Genomic DNA, 23,398 nt, shown 5'->3' with positions numbered 1-23,398 from the left:
GGGGCGGGTTGCATCCGGTGGCATGCTATACCCACATTCCGGAGCGACGCGACGGAACGGAATGCGCCGGTTGGCGTCCGCGGTCTTCAGCCTGGCGCGCTCAGCGCGCCGCCGCCGCTGGCCCCCGTCTCGGTCGCCGGCGGGGCGGCCGGCGCGCCGTTCTCCGCCTCGCCCTTGGCGCCCGCTTGCCCCCGCCGGGCGCCGGCCTCGCGGTGCGCGTCGAGCGGCCGGAGGGCCTTCCGGACGGCCTCGATGGTCTCGGGCTCGTCCTCATCGACCATGCCGGCGACCTTTGTCGCGTAGTTGACGATGGCGGACTGGATGGCGCGCACGTACGTCGCGAGGTTCGATGTCGCGGCGGCCTCTTTCTGCAGCTTGTCTTTCACCATCGCGTCGTAGCGCGGCAGGACATTGCCGATCTGCTCGAGGAACTCGGGCCCGGCGAGCGCGTCGATCTCCGGCTTCAGGCCCGCCTCCTCGATGTGCGCGACGATGGAGGCCATCACCGTGTTCTGCGCGGCGTACTCTGTGGTGAGGAACGACAGGCCGTCATCGCCGAACAGCTCCTGGACGAGCTCTCCGGCGCGCCGGGCCTGCGGGAAGCGCGTCTCGGGCAGCATCGAGGTCGCGATGAGGCGCATGCGCAGCGCCCCGAAGCTCCCGTCGGCTTCCCGGTCGAGCACGCGCACGTCGTCCTCGGACAGGGCGCCGTTCTCCCGGCGGCGCGCGGTGAGCGCCTTCTGGCCTGCCTCCCCGGCGGCCTTCAGCTTCGTACACGCCTTGGCGACGTTCTCCGGCGCCGTCTCCGGACAGGCTGCGACCAGCGCGTTGGCGAGGGTCACGCCATTGGCAATGTTGATGATGGGCGCGCGAACGTAGATCGAAGCATCGAACGTTTGGTCCATCGTGGCACGCTAAGCACCGCTCTTTCCTCCGTCCACCGCTGCTATCGTCGCTAACTTGCTATGGACTGCGCTGGTGCGTAGTCCAGCGAATGTTTACAGACGTGCTGGAGCGCGGGCCTGACGCGGGCGGTCAGGGCCGGTGGCATCCCGGAGCAGGGCGGGGCGGCAGCCGAGGCGGGCCACCCGCCTTCGGTGGTTCCTCGCCGGGTCTTCGGCACGCTCGGAGATACGCCGAGGGTTCCTCGCCGGGTCGCCGGCACGCTCGGACATACCCGACGGGGTGCCGGAACGGGTTGCCGTCGTGCTGGAGCGCACCGATCGGGTTCTTTCCAGAGGTCGCCGACCTGTTGGACAGGCCCGGAGGCCTCCCGGAACGGGTGATCGACCCGTCCGGCAGACCTCGAGGCCTCCGGCGCCCGCCCGCGCCGGCGTGTCGGGGCGCCGCGGCCCGGAAAAATCCGTTGCCGGGCGCCGGTCTTGGTCCGTAATTCCACTCGGTGCATGGCACAGCCGGTCGTGGCCTCTCGGCGCTGCCCCGCACCCTTTGCCTGACGCTCGAGCGGAGTCCCTTGCGCCATCCACGTCTGAACGCCATCGGGTGGAGCCTTGCCGTGTCCCTGGTGCTGGCCGCGCCGCCGGCCGCCGGTCAGGTTTCGTCGGGCGGCGCGCGGCTGTCCTATACGCGCGGCCCGGGCGCGGAGGGGTGCCCCGAGGAGCAGGCGCTCCGGGACGTCGTCGCCGCACAGCTCGGCGGGACCGATCCCTTCGTGGCCGGCGGCGGCGGCCGGCGGGTCGAGGTGGTCCTTTCGCGCAAGGGGCGGCGTTTCCTGGGGGAGATCGCGCTCTACGACAGCGACGGCCGGGGGCTCGGCGGCCAGGAGCTCACGGGCGCGGCCTGCGGGGCGCTGGTGGAGGACGTCGGCACCGCCCTCGCCATCGCGCTGCGGCCGCTGCGATCGGCGCGGGAGCCGGCGCCGGCGCCGCCGTCGCCGTCAGCTCCCGCGCCAGCGGAGGCAGCCTCCGCGCTGGAGCCGCCGGAGACGGGCTCCCTGGGAAGGGCGCTGGCGGGTCCGCCACGCGCGCCGGCCCCGGCGCCGTTGCCGCCATGCCAGCCCGCCGCGCCGGCGCGGCCCCGGGAGCGCCGTGGCCCGTCGCTGGCGTGGCCGCGCCTTCAGGTCGGGGCGGGGGCGCTGATCGCCGATGGATTGGCGCCGGCCCCAGCGGTCGGGTTCTCGGGGTTCGTAGGGGCCCGGTGGGAGGCGTTCTCGCTCTCGCTGGAGGGACGCGTGGACCTGCCGGTCGCCGCCGAGCGGTATCGGGGCAGGTTCTACGGTGTGTCCTGGCGCGGTGGCTCGGTTGTCCCCTGCGGGCATGTGGCCTGGTTCTTCGGCTGCGGCGTCGCCACAGCGGGCCGCGTGCGGCACTTCGGCATGGTCAACGTCGTGGGGGAGGCGTTGTCGCCCTACGCGGGGCTCGGGCTGCGCGGTGGCGTGGAAGTGCCGTTCTCGTACTCCCTTGCCGCACGGCTCACGGGCGAGCTCGTGGCCAACGTCGAGCGTCCCACGCTTCATCTCCGTGGGGGGGCGAATTGGTCGGTGGCCGGTTCCTCCAAGGCGGGAGCCTTGCACCTCGTCGCTTCGTTCTGATCTGGGCTCGACGGTAAGCCGATCGGGGCGCGCGGGCCTGGAGCATCAGGCCTGTTGGAAGCATCTGGACGAGACTCCGCGTGGATGCGGGCGTGAGAGGCCTGGTCCGCCTGTCTCAGGCAGGCACCGGATCAGGGATCGGCTCAGGGCGGCAGCAGAACGTCGCTGCGCCGAGCAGCGTGACGCTGCCGGTCGGCTCGCCGCCCGTCGGCTCGCAGGCGCCCGGATCGAAGCGCACAACGCTCGCGGATTTGCTCCCGAGCGCCGTCCCGGGGGAGATTGTGCCACAGAAGGCGGCATCGGAGCTCACCACCACGCCGACGGCGAGCTGTGAGCACGCACCATCGCTGAACGCCGACGCCAGGACGCTGCAGCTGCCCCCAGTGGGTTCGCCGCAGCCGCAGGGGGCGCAGCCGCGCGTGTCCTCGGCGCCCGCGAAGAAGACGTGCCGATCCGGGTAGGCCGCTGGGCAGTCCTGCTCGCCCTCGTGATAGATGCACGTCAGGAACCCCTCCGGAGGGGCGGCATCGCCGGTTGGCGGCGCCGGGGTGCAGGTCATCCCCGGATCGGCGCACGGCGCGAGCGCGGTGCCGGTGCACGCCCGGGCGAAGATCGCGAAGCTCCCGGCACCGTCAGGTTTCTCCGGCTCCTCGGAGCTCTCCGCGATCCTGGGCGCGCAGCTCCCCGGGAGCACGCGGGGGGCCGGGATCGCGAGCGACTGTGCGCACGGGGCGCCATCGCACATCTGCCCGGCGGCGGCCGCGTTGGCCGAGGTGCAGGAGCCGTCCCAACCTTCGGGAGCGGCGAACGGCGTCTCGGCGGCGCCGGGGACGTCGCAGGGAAAGCCGGCGTAGGCGTTCCACGCCGCCGGTAGCTCGCACGAGGCGTCCGGCGGATCGCACTGGCATGCCGGGCATGCGCGCGGCGCCGCCGCCGTGAAATCCGCATGGCCCTCGTAGCCGACGCTCGGCGCAGCGGCGGGGCAGTCGGGCGCTCGATCCGGAGGGCCGATCCAGACCAGCGCCGGCTCGGACCAGCCGAGCGGCTCCCGCGGCACGCACTGCCCGGTGCAGGTCTCCCGCAGGGTGGGATCGAACCCGGGGACCGTCGCGCTGTCGAAATCGGCGCCAGCTCCCGCCTCCGCGCAGGCGTCGCCTGCATCAGGACCGGCATCGCCGCACGCGTCGGCGCCGGCGCCACCATCCACGGGCTCCTCCCACGGTACAAGACAAGGATGGTCCTTGAATCCAGGCTCGGGATCCCAGGGGCAATCCCAGTGCTCGGTCGTTCCGCAGCCACCAACCCAGACCCCCAGCACGACGGCCGTGGCGCCCGACGCCAGCACCATCCCCCGCTTCTCCCGTCGAGCCCACCTCCACATCGTCATCGTCTCACCTCTTCATTGACGGCGCAGCTGCCGAGCGCGGTGCTCCCGCGAGCGAGTCCGGAGGGAAGCACGGGAAGAATGGCGCGAGAAGGCCTCCCCCTCATGGACGCTCGCAAGTCCGCATTGCGTACGCCATCAGGTTCTTCTCGGAATGATCCTCGCAAAAAGCTCGCATCCATCACGTGCCCGCCGAGCGAATCTCGTCGTACGGCGCGCAGGGCGTGCCGAGAGGTGCTGACGGGCTCGTTGATGGCTGCTCGCCGATGCGCCTCGTTGATTTCGCAACGGTACGCGGAAACATCATGTAATTCGACAGAACGGCGGTGGCCATCGAGGCGGCTGCGGGCGCGGCCGCATGGGGGGCCGCCGGGCCCGATTTTTTTTCTGCCCCGCGTACGATTTCGCCACAATCCGGCTCGTCTCGCCGGAACACGTAGGGATGACGGAGTCTCAACCCCCCCGGCCTCCGCCGGCCCCCGCCCCTGATGCCGACCCTGGATCGGCACCCGATGCCGACCCCGGGTCGATGGCCGACGCTGCCCCCGGGTCGATGGCCGACGCCAACCGCGGACCGGCGGCCGAGCCGCCCCCGCGGCCCTCCTTCGAGGAGGTTTACACGGGCCTGCTCCAGTACGTCCTGCAGGTGCTCTGGCGGATGGGGGTCCCGGCGCGGCACCTGCGCGATGTGGCCCAGGAGGTGTTCCTGGTCGTCCACCGCCGCTTCGGGGACTACGACCCTCGCTTCTCCATGAAGGCGTGGGTGGCGGGCATCGCGTCGCACCTCGCCCTGCGGCACCTGCGGCTCTCCCGGAACCGGCGAGAGCTGCTCGCGCGCTCCGAGGGCGAGCGCATCGACATCGCGGACCCGGGGTACGACGCGGAGCAGCGGTTCGCGCAGGCCGAGACGCAGCGGATCGTCCGCGAGCTCGTCCAGCGCATCGAGGGCGACCGGCGCGTCGTGTTCCTCCTGTACGAGATCGAGGGCATCGAGATGCGCGAGATCGCCGCGGCGCTCCAGATCTCGGAGAACACCGCGTGGGACCGGCTGCGGCGGGCCCGCAAGGAGTTCGCGGCGGCGGTCAGGCGGCTGGGCGCGAGGGAGCGCGACGCGCTCGGCGTGTACGGCGCGCGCTTCGCGCTGGCGCCGCTCGCCCTGGCCCACGCGCCGCTGCTGCTCGAGCTCGGGGACGCCCGGCTCGATCTGCCGGAAGGCCTCGGCGAGCTGCTCTGGGCCCAGCTTCAGGCGCTGCTCGCCCCTGCGGAGGGCGACGGCGGCGCGCCGGCCGGCCAGGCTGCACGAGCCCTTCCGCCCGGCGAAGGCGCAGCGGAGGCCGTCCCTGCGTGGGAAGCGCGCCACGCACCGGCGAGCCTCGCGCGGGTGGGCATCCAGGTCACGCGGGCGAAGCTCGTGGCGGCAGGCGTGGCCCTGTTCCTGGGCGGGGCCGGCGTCGGCGCCGGCACGCTCTACGCGGCGCTGCCGCGCACCGCCCCGCCGGAGATCGCCCTCGTTCGCGGCGACACGCTCGCGGCGGTCCCGGTCGGCCCGGGCGCGACAGCCGCGCTCGCCGACGTCCCGGCGGCGCCGTCCCCGGCATCGCCTGCGCCGCCACCGCCCGCCGCGACCGGCGCGAAGGCGGCACTCTCGCCGATGGACACCGATTTGACCCTGCTCCAGCGCGCGATCGCCGCGCTCGGAGCGGGAAGAGCGAGCGAGGCGCTCGGCGCGCTCGACCGCCATGCGCGGAGCTACCCGCGCAGCCCGAGAGCGCAGCAACGAGAGACCCTGGCGATCCAGGCCCTCGAGCAGACCGGCCGGCGCGCCGAGGCCGCAGCGCGAGCCGCCCGGTTCCGTAAGGCGTTCCCCGGCAGCGCATACCTGCCTGCCATCGAGGACGCGTTGAACGGCCCTCCGTGAATCTCCGCGAAGACGGGGCCTCGCCCGCGCCCCTCGACCGGGCTCGCCCGCGCCCCTCGAGCGGGACAGAGCGCCATCAAGCCACCGTGGACACCAGGAGAGCTGCTCCTGTGCTGGCGTCCATAGCGCCTTGAGCGATTCGAGCCCACTCGCCCTCTCTCGGGCTCCTTCGGCGGGAGATCGCGCCCGACCAGCAACCACGCCGGCGCGAGCGCCGCGTCGGAATCAAGGGCGGGATAATGAGCGTGCCTGCTCCATTTCGCAGCGAATCGCGAGACCGTCGCGGAACTCGCGCGCATGGATGCGTCATTCGAGGAGCAGCGCTGGTTCACCCGAGGACGCCGCGTCGCCGTGCTCCGGCGTCCCGCCGGGTTCTCCACTATCCATGACAAGGAGCATCCTTGCAGCCGTCGGCCGGTCGACCGGACCCCGATGCGCCGGAGAGCCCGGTGAGCCATCGCAAGCGCGGCGCGCCGCCTGCGTCCCCTGCGCCGCCGCGGGTAGCGGTCTTTCCATCCCTCGACGTGCTCGTCGCGGAGCGGCCCATGATCGCGGCCAGGCTCGTCGCGTGCGGCATCCCCGCGCGCGATTGCGAGGACCTTCTCCAGATCGTGCTCGTCGCCGCCTGGAAAGCCATCCAGTCGGGCAGGTACCGCCCCGATCCGCAGACCGATCCGCGCCGGGCGATACAGGCGTGGCTGCACGGCATCACGTGGCGGCAGGCAGGCCATTACCTGGGGCGCGCCTGCGTTCGCCGCGAGGTTCCGGTCGGCGAGCCGCGCGCGCTCATCGATGAGGGCAGCATCGACCCGGGAGGTCGGCTCCTCGCCCGCGCCGCGCTCCGCGCGCTCGCGGAGCTGCCAGCCCGCCATCGCGATCCCCTCGTCGCCGCAGCCGGTCCCGGGAGCATCGCCGCCCACGCCAGGGCGCACGGTCTGAAACCGGCAACGGCCGCCAGCAGGCTGCGGACCGCCAGAAGGGAGCTCGCCCGCCGGATCGCGCAGCGGCTCTGGTGAGTCCAGGAGCCGAGCGGCGGAAGCTGGTCTGTAGGGTTCAGCTCGTCCTTGTTCCGCGGGAGCATCCTGTGCACTCGGGACGGTCAGTGCTCGCGCCCGCTCTGGCGGGTCAGGGCCTTGGCCACCTGCGCCCCTGTCGCGCCATCCCCTGTGGGCCCGCCACCTCGTCGCCCTCGCGGCGCCGCGGTTTCGCCACGCAGGTGGGCTTCGTGCGCGCTCTCGAGCACCTCGCGCCCGCCTGCGGGTAGACTCGGCGCAATGTTCTGGTTCGATGCCGTCCTGCTCGGGGTCCTCGAGGGCCTGACCGAGTTCCTTCCCGTCTCGTCCACGGGTCATCTCATCCTGCTCGGCGCGTGGCTCGGCCACCAGAGCGAAGCGGCGAAGACGCTCGATATCGTGATCCAGCTCGGCGCGGTCCTCGCCGTCGTCGTCTATTTCCGCGAGCGCCTCTCGACCACCGTGCGCGGCATCGTCCGGCGGGATCCGGACAGCCTCCGCCTCGCGCTGGCCCTCGCGTTCGCGTTCCTCCCTGCCGCCGTGGTCGGACTGCTCTTCCACAAGGCCATCAAGGCGTACCTCTTCGGCCCGGGGCCCGTCGCGGCCGCGCTCATCGCCGGCGGCTTCCTGATGATCGGCGTCGAGGCCGTCCGCCGCCGACGACCGGATGAGGGCGCTCCCCGCGTCGAGGACGTCACGCTCCAGCGCGCGCTCGCGATCGGCTTCGCGCAGTGCTTCTCGCTCTGGCCCGGCGCGTCGCGCTCGATGACCACCATCGTCGGCGGGCAGCTCTCGGGCCTCAGCACCGCCGCGGCCGCCGAGTTCTCGTTTCTCCTCGCCATCCCGACGCTCGGCGCCGCGACGGTCTTCGACCTCGTCAAGAACGGCCGCGCCCTGCTCGACGCCCCCGGCGGGATCGTGGCGCTCGTGGTCGGGCTCGCCGTCTCGTTCGCCGTCGCCCTGCTCGTGATCGCGGTCTTCCTGCGCTACCTCAAGCGCTACGGCCTCGCGCCGTTCGGCTGGTACCGCGTGGCGCTCGGCGCCCTCGTCCTCTGGCTCTGGCTCGCGAGCCGCTCCTCCCCCGCCGAGGCCGGCGCCGCGGCGGCCTCGCCCGCGCCGCACGGAGGCACCGCGGCGACGACGGGGAGCCAGGAGAGCGCGCCCGAGGTGCGATAGCGTTCACCGCATTTCTGCTGGACAAAGTTCAGCCCTTGACCCATCGGCCGCCGACGCCCGCGCGATCGCGCCGCACGAGGTCGTGAACACGCGTCCCGCGCAGAAGAAGTCGGAAATGTCCATGCGTGTGCGACCCGGTCGAGAGCCGAGAGCGCGACCGGAAACCGTCGAAGAGCGCCGGGACGGGCGTGAAAGCGTGAGAGCGTGAGAAGAGGCTGGCTGCGCGCGCTCGAGACGCGCTTCCATGTGCGGGGAGATCGAAAGACGGCTCGCCACGGCAGGCGCAGCGGCGGAAGGCGGAACGCGGAAGGCGGAACGCGGAAGGTGGAACCCGGAAGGTGGAACCCGGAAGGAAGAAGGACGCCCGAGGGAACCCGGAAGGGAAGGGAAGGGGAGGGAAGACGAAACGGCTCGCTTGCGGATGACGACGCATCGGGCTAGGCTGCTCCCTCTCACGAACGTCCCTGGCCCTCGATACGACGCTTTCCCTCTTCCCTCTCTCGTGAGGGAGACTGCAGCTCGCTCGGACGACTGGACGACGCACCGTGTGACCGCGCGGGGGTTCCGCGCGGCACGTCTCCGTTCGATCCGTTACGGCTTCGTCGGATGGCAGGCCGAGAGCGCCTCATGGCGCACCAGAAAGCCGTAGGAAAGCAGGATGGCATGGGAAATCGTCTCTACGTAGGCAACCTTTCGTACAGCACCACCCGCGAGACCCTCGAGTCCGCGTTCGCCGCGGCCGGCGAGGTTCGTGAGGTCGCGATGCCGACCGACCGCGAGACGGGGCAGCCGCGCGGCTTCGCGTTCGTGACGATGGGCTCGGCCCAGGCCGCGAACAGCGCCATCTCGCAGCTGAACGGCGCCGTCGTCGATGGCCGCGCGCTCAAGGTCAACGAGGCGCAGGAGCGCCCGGCGCGCAGCTTCGGCGGCGGTGGCGGCGGTGGCTTCGGCGGCGGTGGTGGCGGCGGCTTCGGCGGCGGCGGCGGCGGTGGCTACGGCGGCGGTGGCTATGGCGGCGGCGGCGGCGGCGGTGGCCGCGGCGGCCGCGGCGGCCGCGGCGGCGGCGGCGGCGGTCGCGACCGGTACTGATCACGAGTGCGGCGCGGCGGCGCTCGTGCGCCGCTGCGCCCGCGCCGTCAGGATGCGCCAGAATGTGCTGAAGAACGCGCCCGGAGGCGCTGAAAGGCCTGGTTCCGCATGCAGAAGCAGGGAGCATTGAAGCGGCAAAAAGAACGCGCCCGGCAAGAGAAGCAGCGCGAGAAAGATGCGAATCGCCTCGCGCGCCGCAAGGAAAAGGGCCCCGGCGACGTAGGGACACCGGGAGAGGATCCGGACATCGCAGGGATCGTTCCGGGGCCTCAGCCTCCCATCGAGTGAGGCGCACAGCGCCGAGTTGGGGCGCGGAGAGCGCCCCGGCACACCGCTCGCGATGTGCGTCTCGCGATGTGCGTCGACTCGAGCGATAAACACTCGCCGAGTAGAGTGGTGCAGCTTCGTGTGAAACGGGCTCGGCCGCTATAGCGGGGAGCAGGTTCGTGCGTAACTAGCCCATTTGCGCCGTCCGGCTCCCAGCAGCGTACGAAAGTGAAAGCACGCCGCTGCGGACCGAACGGCGCGGATGAGCCCGTAACGCATGAAGATGCGCCCTGCGCTAGGCTTCGGGGCCGTGGTAGGTCGCCGTGGCGACATAGCGCAGGACCCGGGAGCAGAACTCGCTGCCACAGCTCCCTCGACAGGCACACTCCCCCTCGAACCGCGCCGAGCGCGAAGCGAGAGCGCTCAGGATCTCCTGCGTCACGTCGTAGCCGCCGTTGTCGCAGGAAGAGTACGAGCACGGCATTTCGAACAGCGCATGTGCATGCTCGACAACGACACGACGGATGTACTGCGTGTCATTCGTGAGCGCATTGGGCCGGGTCTCGCGGATCTCCAGGTTCAAGCTCGCCAGCTCCGGCACCTTCTGAAGAAGCTTGCCTGCCGCCTGCTCCCGCTTCCCGCGGAGGAGCATGCGCTCTTCCCGCTCGATATTCCGGCGACGATTCGCTGAGTACATCTGCCACCTCTCTGCCGCGCAGGACTGCGCTGCGCCCCTGCCCCTGTTCAGTATAGCGCAGGCGACCGGCTAGCGCATGGACAATCTGGGATTTCCATGCCGCTATCCGGCTTTCTTTCGGCTTCGGCTTCGTCGTCCGCGTCCGCTTCCGGCGCCTTCGGCAGCCTTCGGGAATCTTTTGCAATCGCAGCGCATCTGCGACGAGAGGGCGTGAGGAGAGCCGCCTGCTCAGGATCGACATCCGCTGCCCGTGATGACCAGGGCGCTCGCAGAACGCGTGAGCCTCGTCCGATGTTTGGCGGGTGTGCACCGACCAGACCGAGCAAGCACGGGCGGTTGTGCGCGACAGGGTTCGGCGCTTCGAAGAGGCGTCGCTCGGCTGCGCGGGGGTGCACAGGGCTTCCATCGCCGAAGAGCGGCTTTAAAGTGTGCCTGAGATGCACGAAGAAGCCCTGCGAGACCCGCCGCGGTCGCCTTCAGAGGAGACCGCACACCAGCAGGAGCAACGGCTCGCGCGCGCCATGGCCCTCGCGGCCTGCACGCCCGTGCCCGCCCGCCTCGGAAACGTCCTGGCTGGGACCGCCGGGTGGACCGATCCGACCCTGGTGAAGAGCCATCGTTTCTACCCGAAGGGCGTGTCGAGCCCGGCGCAACGGCTGAGCTTCTATGCGTCCCAGTTCCCGGTGGTCGAGGTCAACTCGAGCTATTACGCCCTCCCGGGACCTAGGATGGTGGCGCAGTGGGTCGAGCGGACAGCGCCCGATTTCGTGTTCAACATGAAGGCATTCGCGCCGCTCACCCAGCATCCGGTGGAGCCCGCCCGCCTCCCCCCGGACGTCCAGCGCGCGCTGCCAGCGGCGCTCCTCGACAAGCGGCGCCTCTACCCGGCAGACCTGCCGGCCGAGATCCGAGACGCGCTCTGGGAGCGCTTCCGGCAAGCGCTCGATCCGCTGCGGCAGGCGCGCAAGCTCGGGGTCGTGCTCTTCCAGTTCCCTCCGTGGTTCACGGCGACGCGCGGCAACGTGCGTGTCATCGAGGACTGCCGCACGCGCATGGACGGGCTCCCGTTCGCGGTCGAGCTCCGGCACGGCTCGTGGGGCGCGCCAGACCGCATCGAGCGCGTCGTGGACCTCCTGCGAGATCTCGGCGCGTTCTACGTCATCGTCGACGAACCGCAAGGCAAGCAGAACAGCATGCCTCCCACCGCCCTCGTCGCCGATCCTCGCCTCGCCGTGGTGCGCTTCCACGGCAGGCGCGAGGAGACGTGGGACGCCCCCGTCAGCGTGAACGAGAAGTTCAGGTACCTTTACGACCCCGCGGAGCTCGCTCCCTGGGCGGAGACGGTCGCCCGGCTTTCCCAGGAGGCGGAGCAGGTCCACGCGATCTTCAACAACTGCGTGTCCGATAGTGCCGTGCTCGGCGCCAGAGGGCTCATGACCCTCCTCGCCCGCAGGGAGGCGGTGCCGACCGAGGAGACCGCCCCAATCCCGGCGGGATCGACCGTCCACTGAGCCTTTCGTCGCGCTCGCTGGGTCCCTGTCGCGCTCGCTGGGTCCCTGTCGCGCTCGGTGTCCCTCTGGCGCTCGCTGCGTCCGTGCACCGCCGTGGACACCGCGCCCCTGGCAGACGGACGCTGGACGCCCGCGGCCCGTCCCCGGCGCTGCGGCGGTCGCGATCACGGTAGGCTACACCCCGATGATGCAGTCCAGAGCGGCGGGCGTCCCCCGCCTCGCAGCGCCACCGCGCCGGTCGCGTCGCGCGGCCGCGCTCCTCGCTGCGCTCGCGCTCGCCCGCTGCGGCGGCGCGCCGCCCCGACCCGCGCCGGAGGAGCGCCGCGCGCCCTCGGCGGCGCTCCCACCGCCGCCCGCGCCCGTGCCCGCCCGCTGGGTCGACGCGAGCGGCGCGACCGCGATCGGGCCCCGGATCGGCGGCGGCACGATCGCGCTTGTCGGCGGCCAGCGCGTCCTCGTGGGGGCGGACGGCGCGGCTCGTCCGGAGACCGCGCCGTGCCCCGAGCCGCTGATCGAGCTCGTGCTGGTGCCCTCCGCCACCGGTCCGAGGCTCGTCGGGCGCGGCGACCGCGGCGTCTACCGGTTCGACGACCCGCTCGGTGCGCCCGTGATCCTCGCCCGGTCCGAGGCCAATCTCCAGCGCATCGGCGGCGGGCCCGCCGTCGTCGCCGTCTGGGACGCCATCTCCGACTCCCCGAGCTTGCTCGACATCGAGACGGGGCAGCCGCGCGCGCTGCCGGGCTTGCCCGCGCTGCCGCTCCGGGCCCTCGCGTTCCGCGACGGGCGGCACGGCGCCGGGCTCTTCGAGGCGGCAGGGCTCGCGGTCACGGCCGACGGCGGCGCGTCGTGGCGCCCCGTCGCCGCGTCGCCGGGCGGCGACGGAGAGGAGGTCGACCCCGCCGCCCTGCTCCGCATCGTCGACGTCCGTGTGCGCGACGATGAGCTGCTCGCCGTGACGCAGGGGAGCGCCTCGTCGTCCGGGCAGCGCGAGGCGCGGATCCTGGTCGCCGAGGCGCGGCTCGCGCCCGCCAGCGAGGCGCCCGAGCCCGGCGCAGGCGCGCCGCTGCTCCGCTGGATCCGCGCGACGGGGCGCCACCCGCTCGAGGCGGCGATCTCGAGCGGCGCAGCGTGGGCGTCCACCGCGATCACGGCGAGCCATGGCGTCCTCGCCCGCGTGGACCTCGCGTCCGGCGCGCTCCACGAGATCGCCCCCTTCGGCCGCGGTGACTGGCTGGACGCCTGCGGCGTCGGCCGCGCGGGGCGAGCGGCGTGGGTGGCCTGCGCGCTCGGCGAGGACGGGTCGGACGGCCGCCACGACCCGTTCGGCGTGCTGCAGGTCAAGCCGGACCGCCCCCTCGGCGGCGAGCCCCCCGTCCTCGTGCGGAGCGGCGAGGCGGAGCTCCGCGTGTCGCCGAGCGGCGGCGCCCTGCTGCTCGCGCCGTGCGACGCGGACGACGAGGGCAGCGCGTGCGTGCGGCAGCCGAGCGGCCGGTGGAGCACGGTCCGCCCGGGCACGGACATCCGCTGGCGCGGCGCCGGCGCGCTCGCCGACGGCCGCATCGCGATCCTGCGCGGGCTCTGGGACAGCGACGTCGCGCCCGGCGAGGAGCCCGCGCCGCGCGGCGGCGACGGCCGCGAGGGCGCCGCGCCCGGCGCCCATGTCGCGGTGATCGACGCCGGCGGCAGGGAGACCCCGCTGCTCCCGCTCGACTGGCTGCGCGGCGGAGGCGACGACGTCAACGTGGTCAGCCCCATCGAGGAGGGGGCCGACGGCGCGCTGTCGTTCGTGGTGGCCGACGAGGCCGGCGAGCTCACCGCCGTCGTCCTGCCCCCCGGCGGCGAGGCCTCGCGGGCTCGCCTGGCCGGCGTGGCGCACGCGGTGGTCCATGCTGGCCACGGCGTGGCCGTCGGGGAAGGGAAGGTGCTCGCGTCGGAGGACGCCGGCCGCACGTGGTCGCCCGTCGAGGTCCCGCCCAAGGCCGCGGAAATGGCGGAAGAGATCGCCCAGATCGGCCATCAGCTCCCCGAGCCCGGGGTGCTGGCCGTCAACGAGGTCGGCCTGAGGATCGCGACCCACCTCCGCGTCGGCTGGGGGCCGCCCCTGCCCGCGCAGGGAGCGCCTCCCGGCGGTCCGGCGCTCGGGGCCGCGCCCATCCTGCCTCATCGCCTGCCGCCGGCGCCGGCGCTGCCGGAGCGCGCGCTCGTCTGCACGACACAGCCGGGGCCGCCGCCTTCGCCGGTGGGCGTGCCCCCGCCGCGCAGCACCCAGGAGGCGCTCGCGATGCTCACCCGCGGCGCGAAGCCCGGCCCCGACGGCCAGCGGCGCGTCTCGTCGGTGAGCGCCAGGCGCTGGGGCCTGCTCTCCACCGTCGCCGTGCTCGAGGCGCGCGCGCCCGGCGGCGCGGCTGCCAGAGGCGCCGGACCGGCGCGCGGCGCCGCCGCTGCGCCACGCGCGACGTGGACGCTGCGCTGGCTCGACCCCACCGAGCTCCAGGGCAGGGTCCGCTCGTGGACGGGCCCCGCGCCCGAGGGCGTCGGCCGGGACGCGATCCTCGCCCGGTTCGCGGCGTCCGGCGACCGGATCCTGTTCGGGGTGCGCGCCTCGGGCCGCGACCTGCTGATCCAGGTGAGGCCTGGCCGCGGCGCCGAGGTCGCCGAGGTGCCGCAAGAGCTGATGCCCGAGGCGGAGGTCGCCTTCAGCGAGGCGGCGGATGGACCCGTCGCGTGGCTCCGCGGCGCGTCGCTCGTCGCGTGGTCTTCCGGCGATGTCCCGCGGCCGATCGCCTCGCTCGCGAACCTCGGCGAGCCCGCGCTCGGGCAGCCCACGAGCGCCGGCGTGCCGCTCTTGCTCAGCTTCCGCGGCCTGACCCTCGGCCGGACGGTGCCGATCCCCCCCGCGGCGAAGACAGCGCAGGGAGCGATCGCGAAGGCCGCGCCGCTCCTGCCGCTCGACGGCTGGGACATCGTCCCGAATGTCCGCACCGAGCTCACCCGCTTTCCGGAGTGCGCCGCGCGCCCGCGCGGCACACGCTTCCTGCTCGACCGCGTGAGCGCACCCGCGACGATCGACGGCCAACGCGCGCCAACGAGCACGGCTGTTTATGACGTTCGGATGTCAGGTGGTGACGTCTGCGTGGCGAAGATGGCCGCGTTGATCGATCCGGAGCGGCGGACCGAGGGGCAGGCCGGCGCAGGCCCGCTCGCGTTCGTGCGCGCCGATTTCGCGGCCCGGCGCGCCGAAGGCGGCGAGCGCTGGAGCGGCGACGGCGCTGGGAGGCTCGGAGGAACAGGCGCTGCAGGCGCAACACGCGCAACTGGCGCAACTGGCGAAACAGAGCGTCGACGAGAGGGTCGATCCGAGGGGCGACCAGCGCGCCGCCTCGCGTGCTCGTTGCCTGTTCGGCCCTGAGTTTGCCGCTCTCGCGACGAGCTTTGCGCTCGACGGCCTGCCCTCCGCACGGGTATATGTCCGCGCTCTATGTCCTCTCCGAAGCACCCTCGTTCCTCGCACCGCCACCTCGGCGATGGCGTCGAAGACAAGCTCGTTCCGCTCGCCGCGCTCGACCCGCTGAAGATTGATTCATTCGACGATCTGCTCCGCGCGATGAGCAAGACCGCGTTCAGCGGCCGCGCGCTGGGCGAGGCGTGCGACGTGCTCGAAACGATGGTGCGCGACGAGGACTGCCTCGTCGTTGCGACGTTCTCCGGCGCGATGACGGTCGCCAAGATGGGCGTCGTCATCGTCCGGATGATCGAGGCCGGCATGATCGACTGCATCATCAGCACGGGCGCGCTCATGGCGCACGGGCTGAGCGAGGCGGTCGGCCTGACCCATTACAAGGCAAACCCGACCATCGCCGACGAGACGTATTTCGAGAAGGGGTACAACCGCGTCTACGACACGCTCGAGATGGAGAAGAACCTCAATGCGATCGAGGTCTTCGTCCGGCAGGAGCTCGACAAGCTGGACCCCGGCTCTCCCTGGTCGAGCGAGATCATCTGCCGCCAGCTCGGCAAGGCGCTGGCGGAGATGGGCGACTCGCCGGGTGTCCTCCGGAGCGCGTACCTCCGCGACGTGCCCGTCTACGTGCCGGCCTTCACCGACAGCGAGATGGGCCTCGACGTGGCGACGTGGATGCTGCGCAGGGTGAAGGAGCAGCACGGCGACAAGCCGGGCTTCGACGTGTGGCGCCAGGCCGTGCCGCCCCCGTACAACCCGTTCCTCGATCTGCTGAGCTACGCCCGCCTGGTCCGCAAGAAGAAGCGCCTCGGCATCTTCACCATCGGCGGCGGCGTGCCGCGCAACTGGGCCCAGCAGGTCGCGCCGTTCTACGACATCGTCGGCGATCGCCTGGGCATCGAGGTCGAGCACCCGCGGTTCCAGTACGGCGTCCGCATCTGCCCGGAGCCCGTCCACTGGGGCGGCCTGTCCGGCTGCACCTACTCCGAGGGGGTGAGCTGGGGGAAGTTCACCCCGCCGCACGAGGGCGGGCGCTTTGCCGAGGTATTTGCGGACGCCACGGTCGCCTGGCCGCTCCTCGTACGCGCCCTGCTCGAGCGGCTCGGCAAGATGCCGAAATAAAATAAAATGGGGGGAGGAGGTCCCCGTGCTTGCTGCCATCCGCCGCCTGCCGCGCGCCCACCGCGCGCTCCTTTCCCTGGCCGTCGCCGGCTGTGCGCTCGTGTTTGCGGGCTGCCCCTCGCCCGAGGAGCGCACCTGCGACCGCATCTGCGACTGCACCGGCTGCAGCGAGGCGAAGTACCTCGAGTGCGTCGACATGGCAGAGACCGCGCGGGCGGCCGCGGCGAAGGCGAGCTGCGCCGTCTCCTTCGACGAGTACGTGACCTGCGTCGAGGAGGCGATCGAGTGCGAGGACGAGAGGTACTCGTTCGAGGGCTGCGAAGACCAGCGGGTACGCATGCGTAGCTGCGGCGTCTCGGTCTTCCGCAGCGTCTGCGAGGAGGGCAACGACGTCTTCAGGGCTTGCGGGCTGGGAACCCCGTTCTCGCCCAACCCGGACGAGTGCACCGGGGCGCTCGCGTGCAACGCCAGCTGCGTCATCGGCATGTCCTGCAATGGCGTGAGCGGGATCGATTTCGAGGAGTCCCAGCGCTTCAACGAGTGCACGAACGAGTGCTTCAACAAGCCCTAGGCCCTGACGGAATGCTCCTTCCGCCTGACCCGCTCAGGGGCGCGCGATGAAGCTGTCCTGGTAGCCCGGGTCCTCGACCGCGAGCGCGGCCGCGGTGGCCGACAGCGGGCGGATGGTGTCGAGCATGACCGCGAGCTCGCTCGTCTCGCGGGCCCCGAGGCTCGCCTCGTACGCGCCGGGGTGCGGCCCGTGCGGGACGCCGGCGGGGTGGTGCGAGACGCTGCCGGGGCCGACGCCGCGGCGCGAGGTGAAGTTGCCGCGGCAGTAGAACAGGACCTCGTCGCAGTCGACCGACGCGTGGGGGTACGGGCAGGGGATCGCCTCCGGGTGGAAGTCGACCGGGCGCGGCACGAAGCTGCAGACGAGCGCGCCCCGCGCGGCGAACGTCCCGTGCCAGTCCGGCGGCAGGTGGACAAGCCCGACGCGCGCCTGGAAGCGCAGGATCGGGAACGCGAACGGGTACACCGTCCCGTCCCAGCCGACGACGTCGAGCGGCGAGCGCTCGACGGCGAAGCCGTGGAAGGCACCGCCGCGCTTCACGACGAGCGCGCGGATGCCCTCGTCGAGGGGGCCGACGAACGTGGGCCGCCGGAAATCGCGGTGGCAGTACGGCGCGTCCATCCGCAGCTGGCCGACCTCGTTGCGCCACTTGCCCGGGAGGTGGATGTCCGCCGCCTCGATCGAGAGCCACCGCTGGGGCGCGGCGTCCGGGAGGAAGCGGTAAAAGAGCCCCTTCGGGATGACGACGTAGTCGTCCTGCTCGAAGCGCAGATCGCCGAGCATCGTGCGCAGGACGCCGCCCCCGTGGAAGATGAAGAGCAGCTCGTCGGCGTCCGCGTTCGCGAAGTACACAGGATCGGCCGCGTCCGGCTGGACGAGCCCGATCACCACGTCGTCGTTGAAGAGCAGCGGCACGCGGCAGTCGACCGCGGGTCCGCCCTGCCGCGGCAGATCCTGCGACCTGTAGTGCCGCTTCGCGAGCGGGCGCGCCGGCGCGGCGACCGGCAGCGCGAAGCCGTGCTCGGCCTTCGCGACCCGGTGCTCGTGCGGCCGCCGCTCGTGGTAGGCGATCGTGTAGGGGCCGTCGAAGCCCGCCCGCGTGAGGCACTCCTCGTAGCGGAGATCCCCCGCCTCGCTCCGGAGGGCGACGTGGTGCTTCGGGGGGACGATCCCGACGACGACGCGATCGAGCATCAGCCGCGCCCCTCCGTCTTCTGCTGCCGCTCGATGCTCTCGAACAGCGCCCGGAAGTTGCCGGCGCCGAAGCCGCGGTCCCCCTTGCGCTGGATGAGCTCGAAGAAGAACGGCCCCGCCTCCGGATCGCGGTGCGTGCCCGCCGACTCCTTCAGGAAGATCTGGAGCAGGTACGACCTCGCGCCGTCGCCGTCGACAAGCACCTCGAGCTCGCGCAGCTCCGCCACGTCCTCGTCGATCTGCCCGATGCCGAGCCGCTGCAGGCGCTCGGGCAGCATCTCGTAATAGGCGGCCGGGGTCGGCATGAACTCCACGCCCCGGGCGCGCATCGCGCGCACGGCGGCGAGGATGTCGTCCACGGCGAGCGCCACGTGCTGCACCCCGTCGCCGCGGTGCTCCTCGTTGAAGACGTTGATCTGCGAGCTCTTGAAGTGCGGCCGGTAGGGCTCGTTGTTCGCGAACTTCACGCCCGAGGCCGGGTCCCACATCACGGCCGAGCGCAGGCCCGAGCCGTGATCCGCGCCCTTCGAGACGTCGTTCGTGTGGAACGCGATCTGCCAGAACGGCTCGAGCCCGAGCACGTGCTCCATCCAGAGCAGGGCGGGCGCCATCGTCTGGAAGTTCGAGGTGATGTGATCGAACCGGGTGATCCCGAACCGGTTCGCGCCCCCGCGCGGCGCGTCGTAGGCCGCGCAGCCGGGGAAGAGCGCGCCGTAGCCGCGCCGCTCCACGAAGCGGAAGGTGGTGTCTCCGAACGGCGTCGTGATCGAGAACGAGGCGAAGGTGCCTCCCGCCTCCGTGACCCGGTAAATCTCGTCGATCGGCGTGCCCCCGCGGCCGTCGAGCAGCCGGAAGGCGCGGTCGATGTCCTCCACCTCGAAGATGACCGTGCCCACCCCGTCGGGGTGCTTGCGCAGGTAGCGCCACGCCCGCCCTCCCTCGCCGACCGGCTGCGAGCAGACGATGACGCACTCGCCCGCCTGGAAGACGACCGACCGCTGCGCCGCCGCCGCGGTGAGCTCCGGTGAGCTCGCGGCGATCTCCGCGAAGTCGAGCCGCTCCGTGTAGAACCTGCGGCTCCGCTCCAGGTCGCGCACGTAGTAGTGCAGCGCCTCCACCCGCTTGATGCCGATCGACTCCACCTTGGCCATCCGAAACCTCCTTCGTTAGGGGTATTGCAGGGGCGAGCTATGCGACCGCGTCGACCTGGCGGTCGGCGTGAGCGGCCTGGAACGCGGGCAGCTCCATGCACGCGGCCTCGATCCGCGTGAGCGTCGAGAGCGGCGCGAGGTCGACCTCGTAGCGCCGCGCGTTGTAGAGCTGGGGCACGAGGAACACGTCCGCCACGGTGACCTGGTCGCCGACGCAGAACCGCCCGGAGAGCTCGCTCGCCGCCGCCTGGAACGCGGCGAGGCCCGAGGCGATGAAGCGGCGGGCGAAGGCCTTCTCGTCGCCGCCGAGCTCGTCCCGCACGCACTTCAGCGTGGCGGTGTTCTGCATCGGCTGCGTGCCGGAGTTGATCATCTCCGCGAGCTGCCGCGCCTTGGCGCGCAGGTACGGATCCGCCGGCAGGAGCGGCGGCGCGGGGAAGAGGTCCTCGAGCAGCTCGATGATGGCCACCGACTGGGACACGCGCCGGACGGCGCCGCCCTGCTCGAACTCGAGCAGGGGCACCTGCGCCATGGGGTTCTTGGTCCGGTAGTCGTCGCGGAGCTGCTCGCCGCCGTCCCGGAGGAGGTTCACCGGCCGGTACGCGTGCGGGGCGCCCTTGTGGGCGAGGGCGATGCGCACGCGCCAGCTGCACGAGCTGCGCCAGTAGCCGTAGAGCGTGAGCCCCTGGATCGCGGCGCTCATCCGGCCACCACGCGCTGCGCGATGCGCCCGAACAGGCTCTCTCCCGCGCGATTCAGCATCTCGATCATGATCGTGTCTCCTGGCTTCATGAACGGCGTCTTCGCCGCCCCGTGGGAGAGGATCTCGAGCATGCGCCGCTCGGCGAGGCAAGACACTCCGCGCGCCGGGTCCTCGTTGGAGACGGTGCCGCTGCCGAGCAGCGTCCCCGCCGTGAAGCTGCGGGTCCTGGCGATGTGCTCGATGAGATCGAAGAACGAGAAGTGCATCTCCGGGCCGGCCTCGGGATCACCGACGAGCGCGCCGTTGTAGATCGAGCGGAGCCGCAGGTGGACGCGCCCGTCGCGGAGCGCGTCGCCGAGCTCGTCGGGCGTGATCGCGAACGGCGAGAACGCGGTGGCGGGCTTGGAGCTGAAGAACCCGAACCCCTTCGCGAGCTCGGCGGGCACGAGGTTGCGCAGCGTCACGTCGTTGGCCAGCAGGAAGAGGCGGATGTGCCGGTGGGCCTCTTCGCGGCGCGTGCCCTGCGGGGTGTCGCCGAGGACGACGCAGACCTCGGCCTCGAAATCGAGGCCCCAGGCCTCGTCGCGCAGGACGATGTCGTCGGTCGGACCGAGGAGCACGCCGGAGCCGCCCTGGTACACAAGCGGATCGGTCCTTAGCGTCTCGGGGGGCTCGGCGCCGCGCGCCTTGCGCACGAGCACGATGTGGTGGATGTAGGCGGAGCCGTCGATCCACTCGTAGGCCCGCGGAAGCGGCGCGGCGAGCTCTTCCGCGACGAGCGGCGCGACGGCTGCCTCGCCGCGCTCGATGTCGGCCGCGATGCGGCGGAGCGCGGGCTCGGCGCGCTCCCAGTCGTCCAGCGCGGCCTGGAGCGTGGGGAACGCCGCGCCGGCGGGCGCGTAGGCGAGGCCGTCGCGGCGGACGACGACGAGCGTGCCATCGCGGCCGGGGCCGCGGAGAGAGGCGAGCTTCATGCGCGTGCGAGCTCCTCGTGGCCTTACGGTGGTCCCATCGTCTCCGCTTGACAAGCACGAGCCCGCTCACGCCTGCTACGGGATGCGCCCGCACGTGCGCTGCGCAGCGAGCGAGCGAGCGGTTGAACGGATCTGCATGACTACCGGACTGGACGTTTTCTCGACTCTCCACGACCTTGTGCGACGAGCCATGGAAGGCCTCCCGGGCGCGCGGCGTGGGAGCCTGCTGGCACACACCGGCCGGCGCCTCTCGTACAGGGCGATCGTCGGGCTCGACGATCTCCGGGTGAACATGCCGTCCGACGGCGGGGCGCTCAGCGCCTCGGCGCCGTTCGGACCCGCCGCGGCGCCCGAGGCCGCGCTCGGCCCGTGCCTCGTCCCCGCGGCCGCCTGGTACCGGGCGCACCTGCCCGAGCTCGCGGAAGCGCCTGGCTGGCCGTCCGACGGCGTGCACGTGCACGTCGTCCCCGTGCCTATGTTCGGCGCGCCGGGCGCGTACCTCGCCCTGGAGCAGCCGGACGCGGCGCCGCTCACGGGCCCGCGTCGCGCGCTCGTGGAGTCGGTCGCGGTGAGCGTGGGCGCCGCGCTCGAGCGGCGCGGCCTCTTCGAGGAGAAGGCGCAGAGCGCCCAGGAGCTGCGCCTGCTCGAGGAGGTGCTGCGCTCCGTCGCCGAGTCCGTCGATCTCCTCGAGCTCATCGAGGCGCTCGCGGACGGGATCCGGAGCGTGCAGACCGGACCGCGCTGGAGCGCGATCGATCTCGCCGTCCTGGAGGACGCGGGGGGCGATGGGCGCCTCGTCGATGGCTCGCGCGGGTCGCGCGACGCGAGCGGCGCGCGAGACCAGCCGATGATCCGCACCTACAAGGCTCCGCGCCGGCCGCTGACGGCGTACTGGAACAACGTGCGGGACGGCGCGCTGGCGGCGGGGCGTGATCTCCGGGTCGGGGTCGAGTTCAGGAGCGTCATGTCCTCCGGCGCCGCGGGTCAGGACGCGCTCCTCGAGGAAGGGATCCGCCGACGGGTGGACGGGATCGCGATCGCGCCCATCGACCCCGTGGCGCTCGAGCCGGCCATCGGCCGCGCGATGGCGGCGGGCATCCCGGTCATCACGATCGACACGCCGGCCGCCCCGGGCAGCCGGTCATTGCTCTACGTCGGGACCGACAACCGGGCCGCCGGGAGGATCGCGGGCGAGGCGATGCTGCGGCTCTTGCCGCAGGGAGGCGAGATCACCGTCCAGGCGGAGTCCTTCGCCGTGCCGAACGCCCAGGGGCGCATCGAGGGCTTCCGCGAGGCGATCGCCGGCTCGGCGGTCCGCGTGGGCTCGCTCTCGGAGAACCTGTTCGACGTGGACCGCGCGAGCGCGCTCGCCGTCGATGCGGTGCGCTCGAACCCCGGCCTCGCCGGCGCCTTCGGGGTGTGCAGCGAGAACGGCCCCAGCTTGGGGCTGGCGTCGGTGAGGCTCGGGCGGTCCGGCGATCTCAAGGTGGTCGCCTTCGATCTCGTCACCTCCACGGTCGCGATGCTCCAGGACGGCGTGATCCACGCCGTGGTCGTGCAGCGCGAGTACGACATGGGGTACCGCGGCGTGCAGGCGCTCTACGAGTTGGCCACGCGCGGCGTCCCGGAGGCCCTCGCGGACCTACCGGCGTCGCGCTGCATCGACACGGGGGTCGACCTCGTGACCCTCGAGCGCACGCCCTTCTCGAGCGCCCTCTCGGATCACCTCGCGTCGAGCTCCGCCCGCAAGATCGCGAACCGCAGGCTGGGCGCGGGGCGGCACGAGCGCAGCTTGGATTTCCTGGTGATCGGCATGGCCGAGCGCGAGAGCCTCGTCGACGACGAGCGCGCGCCCGTCGCGGACGACTCCCTGGTGGGCCAGGTGATGCGCTCGTGCTGCTCGCTCGTCATCGACACCGCGTCGAGCGAGCACCAGCGCTTCGGCGACGTCGCCGAGGCGCGCCGGCGCGGCGCGCGCACGCTTGTCGGCGTGCCGCTGCTCTCCCGGGAGGCCGTCCTCGGGGTCCTCGTCCTGGCCAGCCCGCTGCCCGACGCGTGCTCGGCGACCGATCTCGCGCTCATCGAGCGCGTGGCCGCGGTGGCCGCCGTCGTCATCGAGAACGCGCGGCTCCTGTCGCGGATCAAGGAGCGCACGAGGGCGCTCGAGTCGCTGAGCAGGCGCCAGGAGGCGCTCCTCGAGACGATCGCCGCGATGTCGAGCCCGGTGGTGCCGATCGCGCGCGGCGTCCTCGTCATGCCGATCGTGGGCGCGCTGGACACGCAGCGCTCCGGCCGGTTCATCGAGTCGATGCTGAAGGAGATCTCCGAGCACCAGGCGCGCGTCGTGATCATCGACGTCACCGGCATGGCGGTGGTCGACGCGAGCGCGGCGCACCACCTCGTGCAGGCGGCGCGCGCGGCCGGGCTGCTCGGGGCCGAGGTGGTGCTCGTCGGGATCTCGCCCGAGGCGGCGCGGCTGATGGTGGCGCAGGGGCTCGATCTCGGGGCGATCGTCACCCGCTCCACGCTGGAGCTCGGGTTCTCGTACGCGCTCGGCAAGATGGGCGGGAGGGTCGTCCAGGGGCGCGCCTGAGCCGCGGCGGCGCTCGCAGCCGTC

General features: G+C 72.4%; 18 protein-coding genes. 11 read left to right on the top strand and 7 right to left on the bottom strand.

Annotation, left to right across the window (positions count from 1 at the left end):
• Positions 1-86: 86 nt before the first annotated feature.
• Positions 87-905, bottom strand: a complete 819-nt coding sequence (locus WME90_RS31560) for a hypothetical protein (RefSeq protein WP_437275742.1) — start codon at positions 903-905, stop codon at positions 87-89.
• A 611-nt stretch (positions 906-1,516) separates the two neighbouring features.
• Here WME90_RS31560 and WME90_RS31555 point away from each other — a divergent pair.
• Positions 1,517-2,551, top strand: coding sequence for a hypothetical protein (locus tag WME90_RS31555; protein ID WP_437275741.1), 1,035 nt, complete (start codon positions 1,517-1,519; stop codon positions 2,549-2,551).
• 115 nt (positions 2,552-2,666) lie between these two features.
• Here the strand turns inward: WME90_RS31555 and WME90_RS31550 are convergent, their stop codons facing one another.
• Positions 2,667-3,938: a hypothetical protein gene (locus tag WME90_RS31550; protein ID WP_437275740.1), complete on the bottom strand. Its 1,272-nt coding sequence runs from the start codon at positions 3,936-3,938 to the stop codon at positions 2,667-2,669.
• A 526-nt stretch (positions 3,939-4,464) separates the two neighbouring features.
• Between WME90_RS31550 and WME90_RS31545 the strand changes: the two genes are divergently transcribed.
• The 5 genes from WME90_RS31545 (at position 4,465) to WME90_RS31525 (ending at position 9,419) form a co-directional block, all read left to right on the top strand.
• Positions 4,465-5,853, top strand: coding sequence for an RNA polymerase sigma factor (locus tag WME90_RS31545; protein ID WP_437275739.1), 1,389 nt, complete (start codon positions 4,465-4,467; stop codon positions 5,851-5,853).
• A gap of 449 nt (positions 5,854-6,302) precedes the next feature.
• A complete protein-coding gene (locus WME90_RS31540; protein ID WP_437275738.1) occupies positions 6,303-6,869 on the top strand; it encodes an RNA polymerase sigma factor in 567 nt (188 codons plus the stop codon).
• A gap of 258 nt (positions 6,870-7,127) precedes the next feature.
• The gene (locus WME90_RS31535; protein ID WP_437275737.1) at positions 7,128-8,042 is read left to right on the top strand and encodes an undecaprenyl-diphosphate phosphatase; all 915 of its coding nucleotides are present in this window, start codon (positions 7,128-7,130) and stop codon (positions 8,040-8,042) included.
• A 663-nt stretch (positions 8,043-8,705) separates the two neighbouring features.
• Positions 8,706-9,131: an RNA recognition motif domain-containing protein gene (locus WME90_RS31530; protein ID WP_437275736.1), complete on the top strand. Its 426-nt coding sequence runs from the start codon at positions 8,706-8,708 to the stop codon at positions 9,129-9,131.
• 108 nt (positions 9,132-9,239) lie between these two features.
• Positions 9,240-9,419, top strand: coding sequence for a hypothetical protein (locus WME90_RS31525; protein WP_437275735.1), 180 nt, complete (start codon positions 9,240-9,242; stop codon positions 9,417-9,419).
• A gap of 274 nt (positions 9,420-9,693) precedes the next feature.
• Here WME90_RS31525 and WME90_RS31520 read toward each other — a convergent pair whose 3' ends face one another.
• Positions 9,694-10,050: a hypothetical protein gene (locus tag WME90_RS31520; RefSeq protein WP_437275734.1), complete on the bottom strand. Its 357-nt coding sequence runs from the start codon at positions 10,048-10,050 to the stop codon at positions 9,694-9,696.
• 482 nt (positions 10,051-10,532) lie between these two features.
• On the opposite strand from WME90_RS31520, the gene WME90_RS31515 reads away from it, so the two are divergent.
• The 4 genes from WME90_RS31515 (at position 10,533) to WME90_RS31500 (ending at position 16,759) form a co-directional block, all read left to right on the top strand.
• Complete coding sequence (locus WME90_RS31515; protein WP_437275733.1) at positions 10,533-11,606, top strand: DUF72 domain-containing protein; 1,074 nt, start codon at positions 10,533-10,535, stop codon at positions 11,604-11,606.
• A 184-nt stretch (positions 11,607-11,790) separates the two neighbouring features.
• Positions 11,791-15,015: a hypothetical protein gene (locus tag WME90_RS31510; RefSeq protein WP_437275732.1), complete on the top strand. Its 3,225-nt coding sequence runs from the start codon at positions 11,791-11,793 to the stop codon at positions 15,013-15,015.
• 69 nt (positions 15,016-15,084) lie between these two features.
• Positions 15,085-16,188, top strand: a complete 1,104-nt coding sequence (locus tag WME90_RS31505; RefSeq protein ID WP_437275731.1) for a deoxyhypusine synthase family protein — start codon at positions 15,085-15,087, stop codon at positions 16,186-16,188.
• A 25-nt stretch (positions 16,189-16,213) separates the two neighbouring features.
• Positions 16,214-16,759, top strand: a complete 546-nt coding sequence (locus tag WME90_RS31500; protein ID WP_437275730.1) for a hypothetical protein — start codon at positions 16,214-16,216, stop codon at positions 16,757-16,759.
• A gap of 33 nt (positions 16,760-16,792) precedes the next feature.
• On the opposite strand, the gene WME90_RS31495 is transcribed toward WME90_RS31500, so the two are convergent.
• Genes WME90_RS31495 through WME90_RS31480 form a run of 4 tightly spaced genes read right to left on the bottom strand, consistent with a single transcriptional unit; the run spans position 16,793 to position 20,781 of the window.
• Positions 16,793-17,953 (bottom strand): homogentisate 1,2-dioxygenase, encoded by a 1,161-nt coding sequence (locus tag WME90_RS31495; RefSeq protein ID WP_437275729.1) that lies wholly within the window; start codon positions 17,951-17,953, stop codon positions 16,793-16,795.
• The gene (locus WME90_RS31490) at positions 17,953-19,104 is read right to left on the bottom strand and encodes a 4-hydroxyphenylpyruvate dioxygenase family protein (protein ID WP_437275728.1); all 1,152 of its coding nucleotides are present in this window, start codon (positions 19,102-19,104) and stop codon (positions 17,953-17,955) included. Before WME90_RS31490 ends, WME90_RS31495 begins: the two co-directional genes overlap by 1 nt.
• 37 nt (positions 19,105-19,141) lie before the next feature.
• Entirely contained in the window at positions 19,142-19,807 is a 666-nt protein-coding gene (gene maiA, locus WME90_RS31485) for a maleylacetoacetate isomerase (RefSeq protein WP_437275727.1), read from the bottom strand.
• Complete coding sequence (locus tag WME90_RS31480) at positions 19,804-20,781, bottom strand: fumarylacetoacetate hydrolase family protein (RefSeq protein WP_437275726.1); 978 nt, start codon at positions 20,779-20,781, stop codon at positions 19,804-19,806. Before WME90_RS31480 ends, maiA begins: the two co-directional genes overlap by 4 nt.
• A gap of 190 nt (positions 20,782-20,971) precedes the next feature.
• Between WME90_RS31480 and WME90_RS31475 the strand changes: the two genes are divergently transcribed.
• Entirely contained in the window at positions 20,972-23,374 is a 2,403-nt protein-coding gene (locus WME90_RS31475; protein WP_437275725.1) for a substrate-binding domain-containing protein, read from the top strand.
• Positions 23,375-23,398 lie beyond the last annotated feature (24 nt).

This window comes from Sorangium sp. So ce375, assembly GCF_051473855.1.
Classification (GTDB): domain Bacteria; phylum Myxococcota_A; class Polyangia; order Polyangiales; family Polyangiaceae; genus Sorangium.
This window is presented reverse-complemented; position numbering and strand designations above follow the sequence as displayed.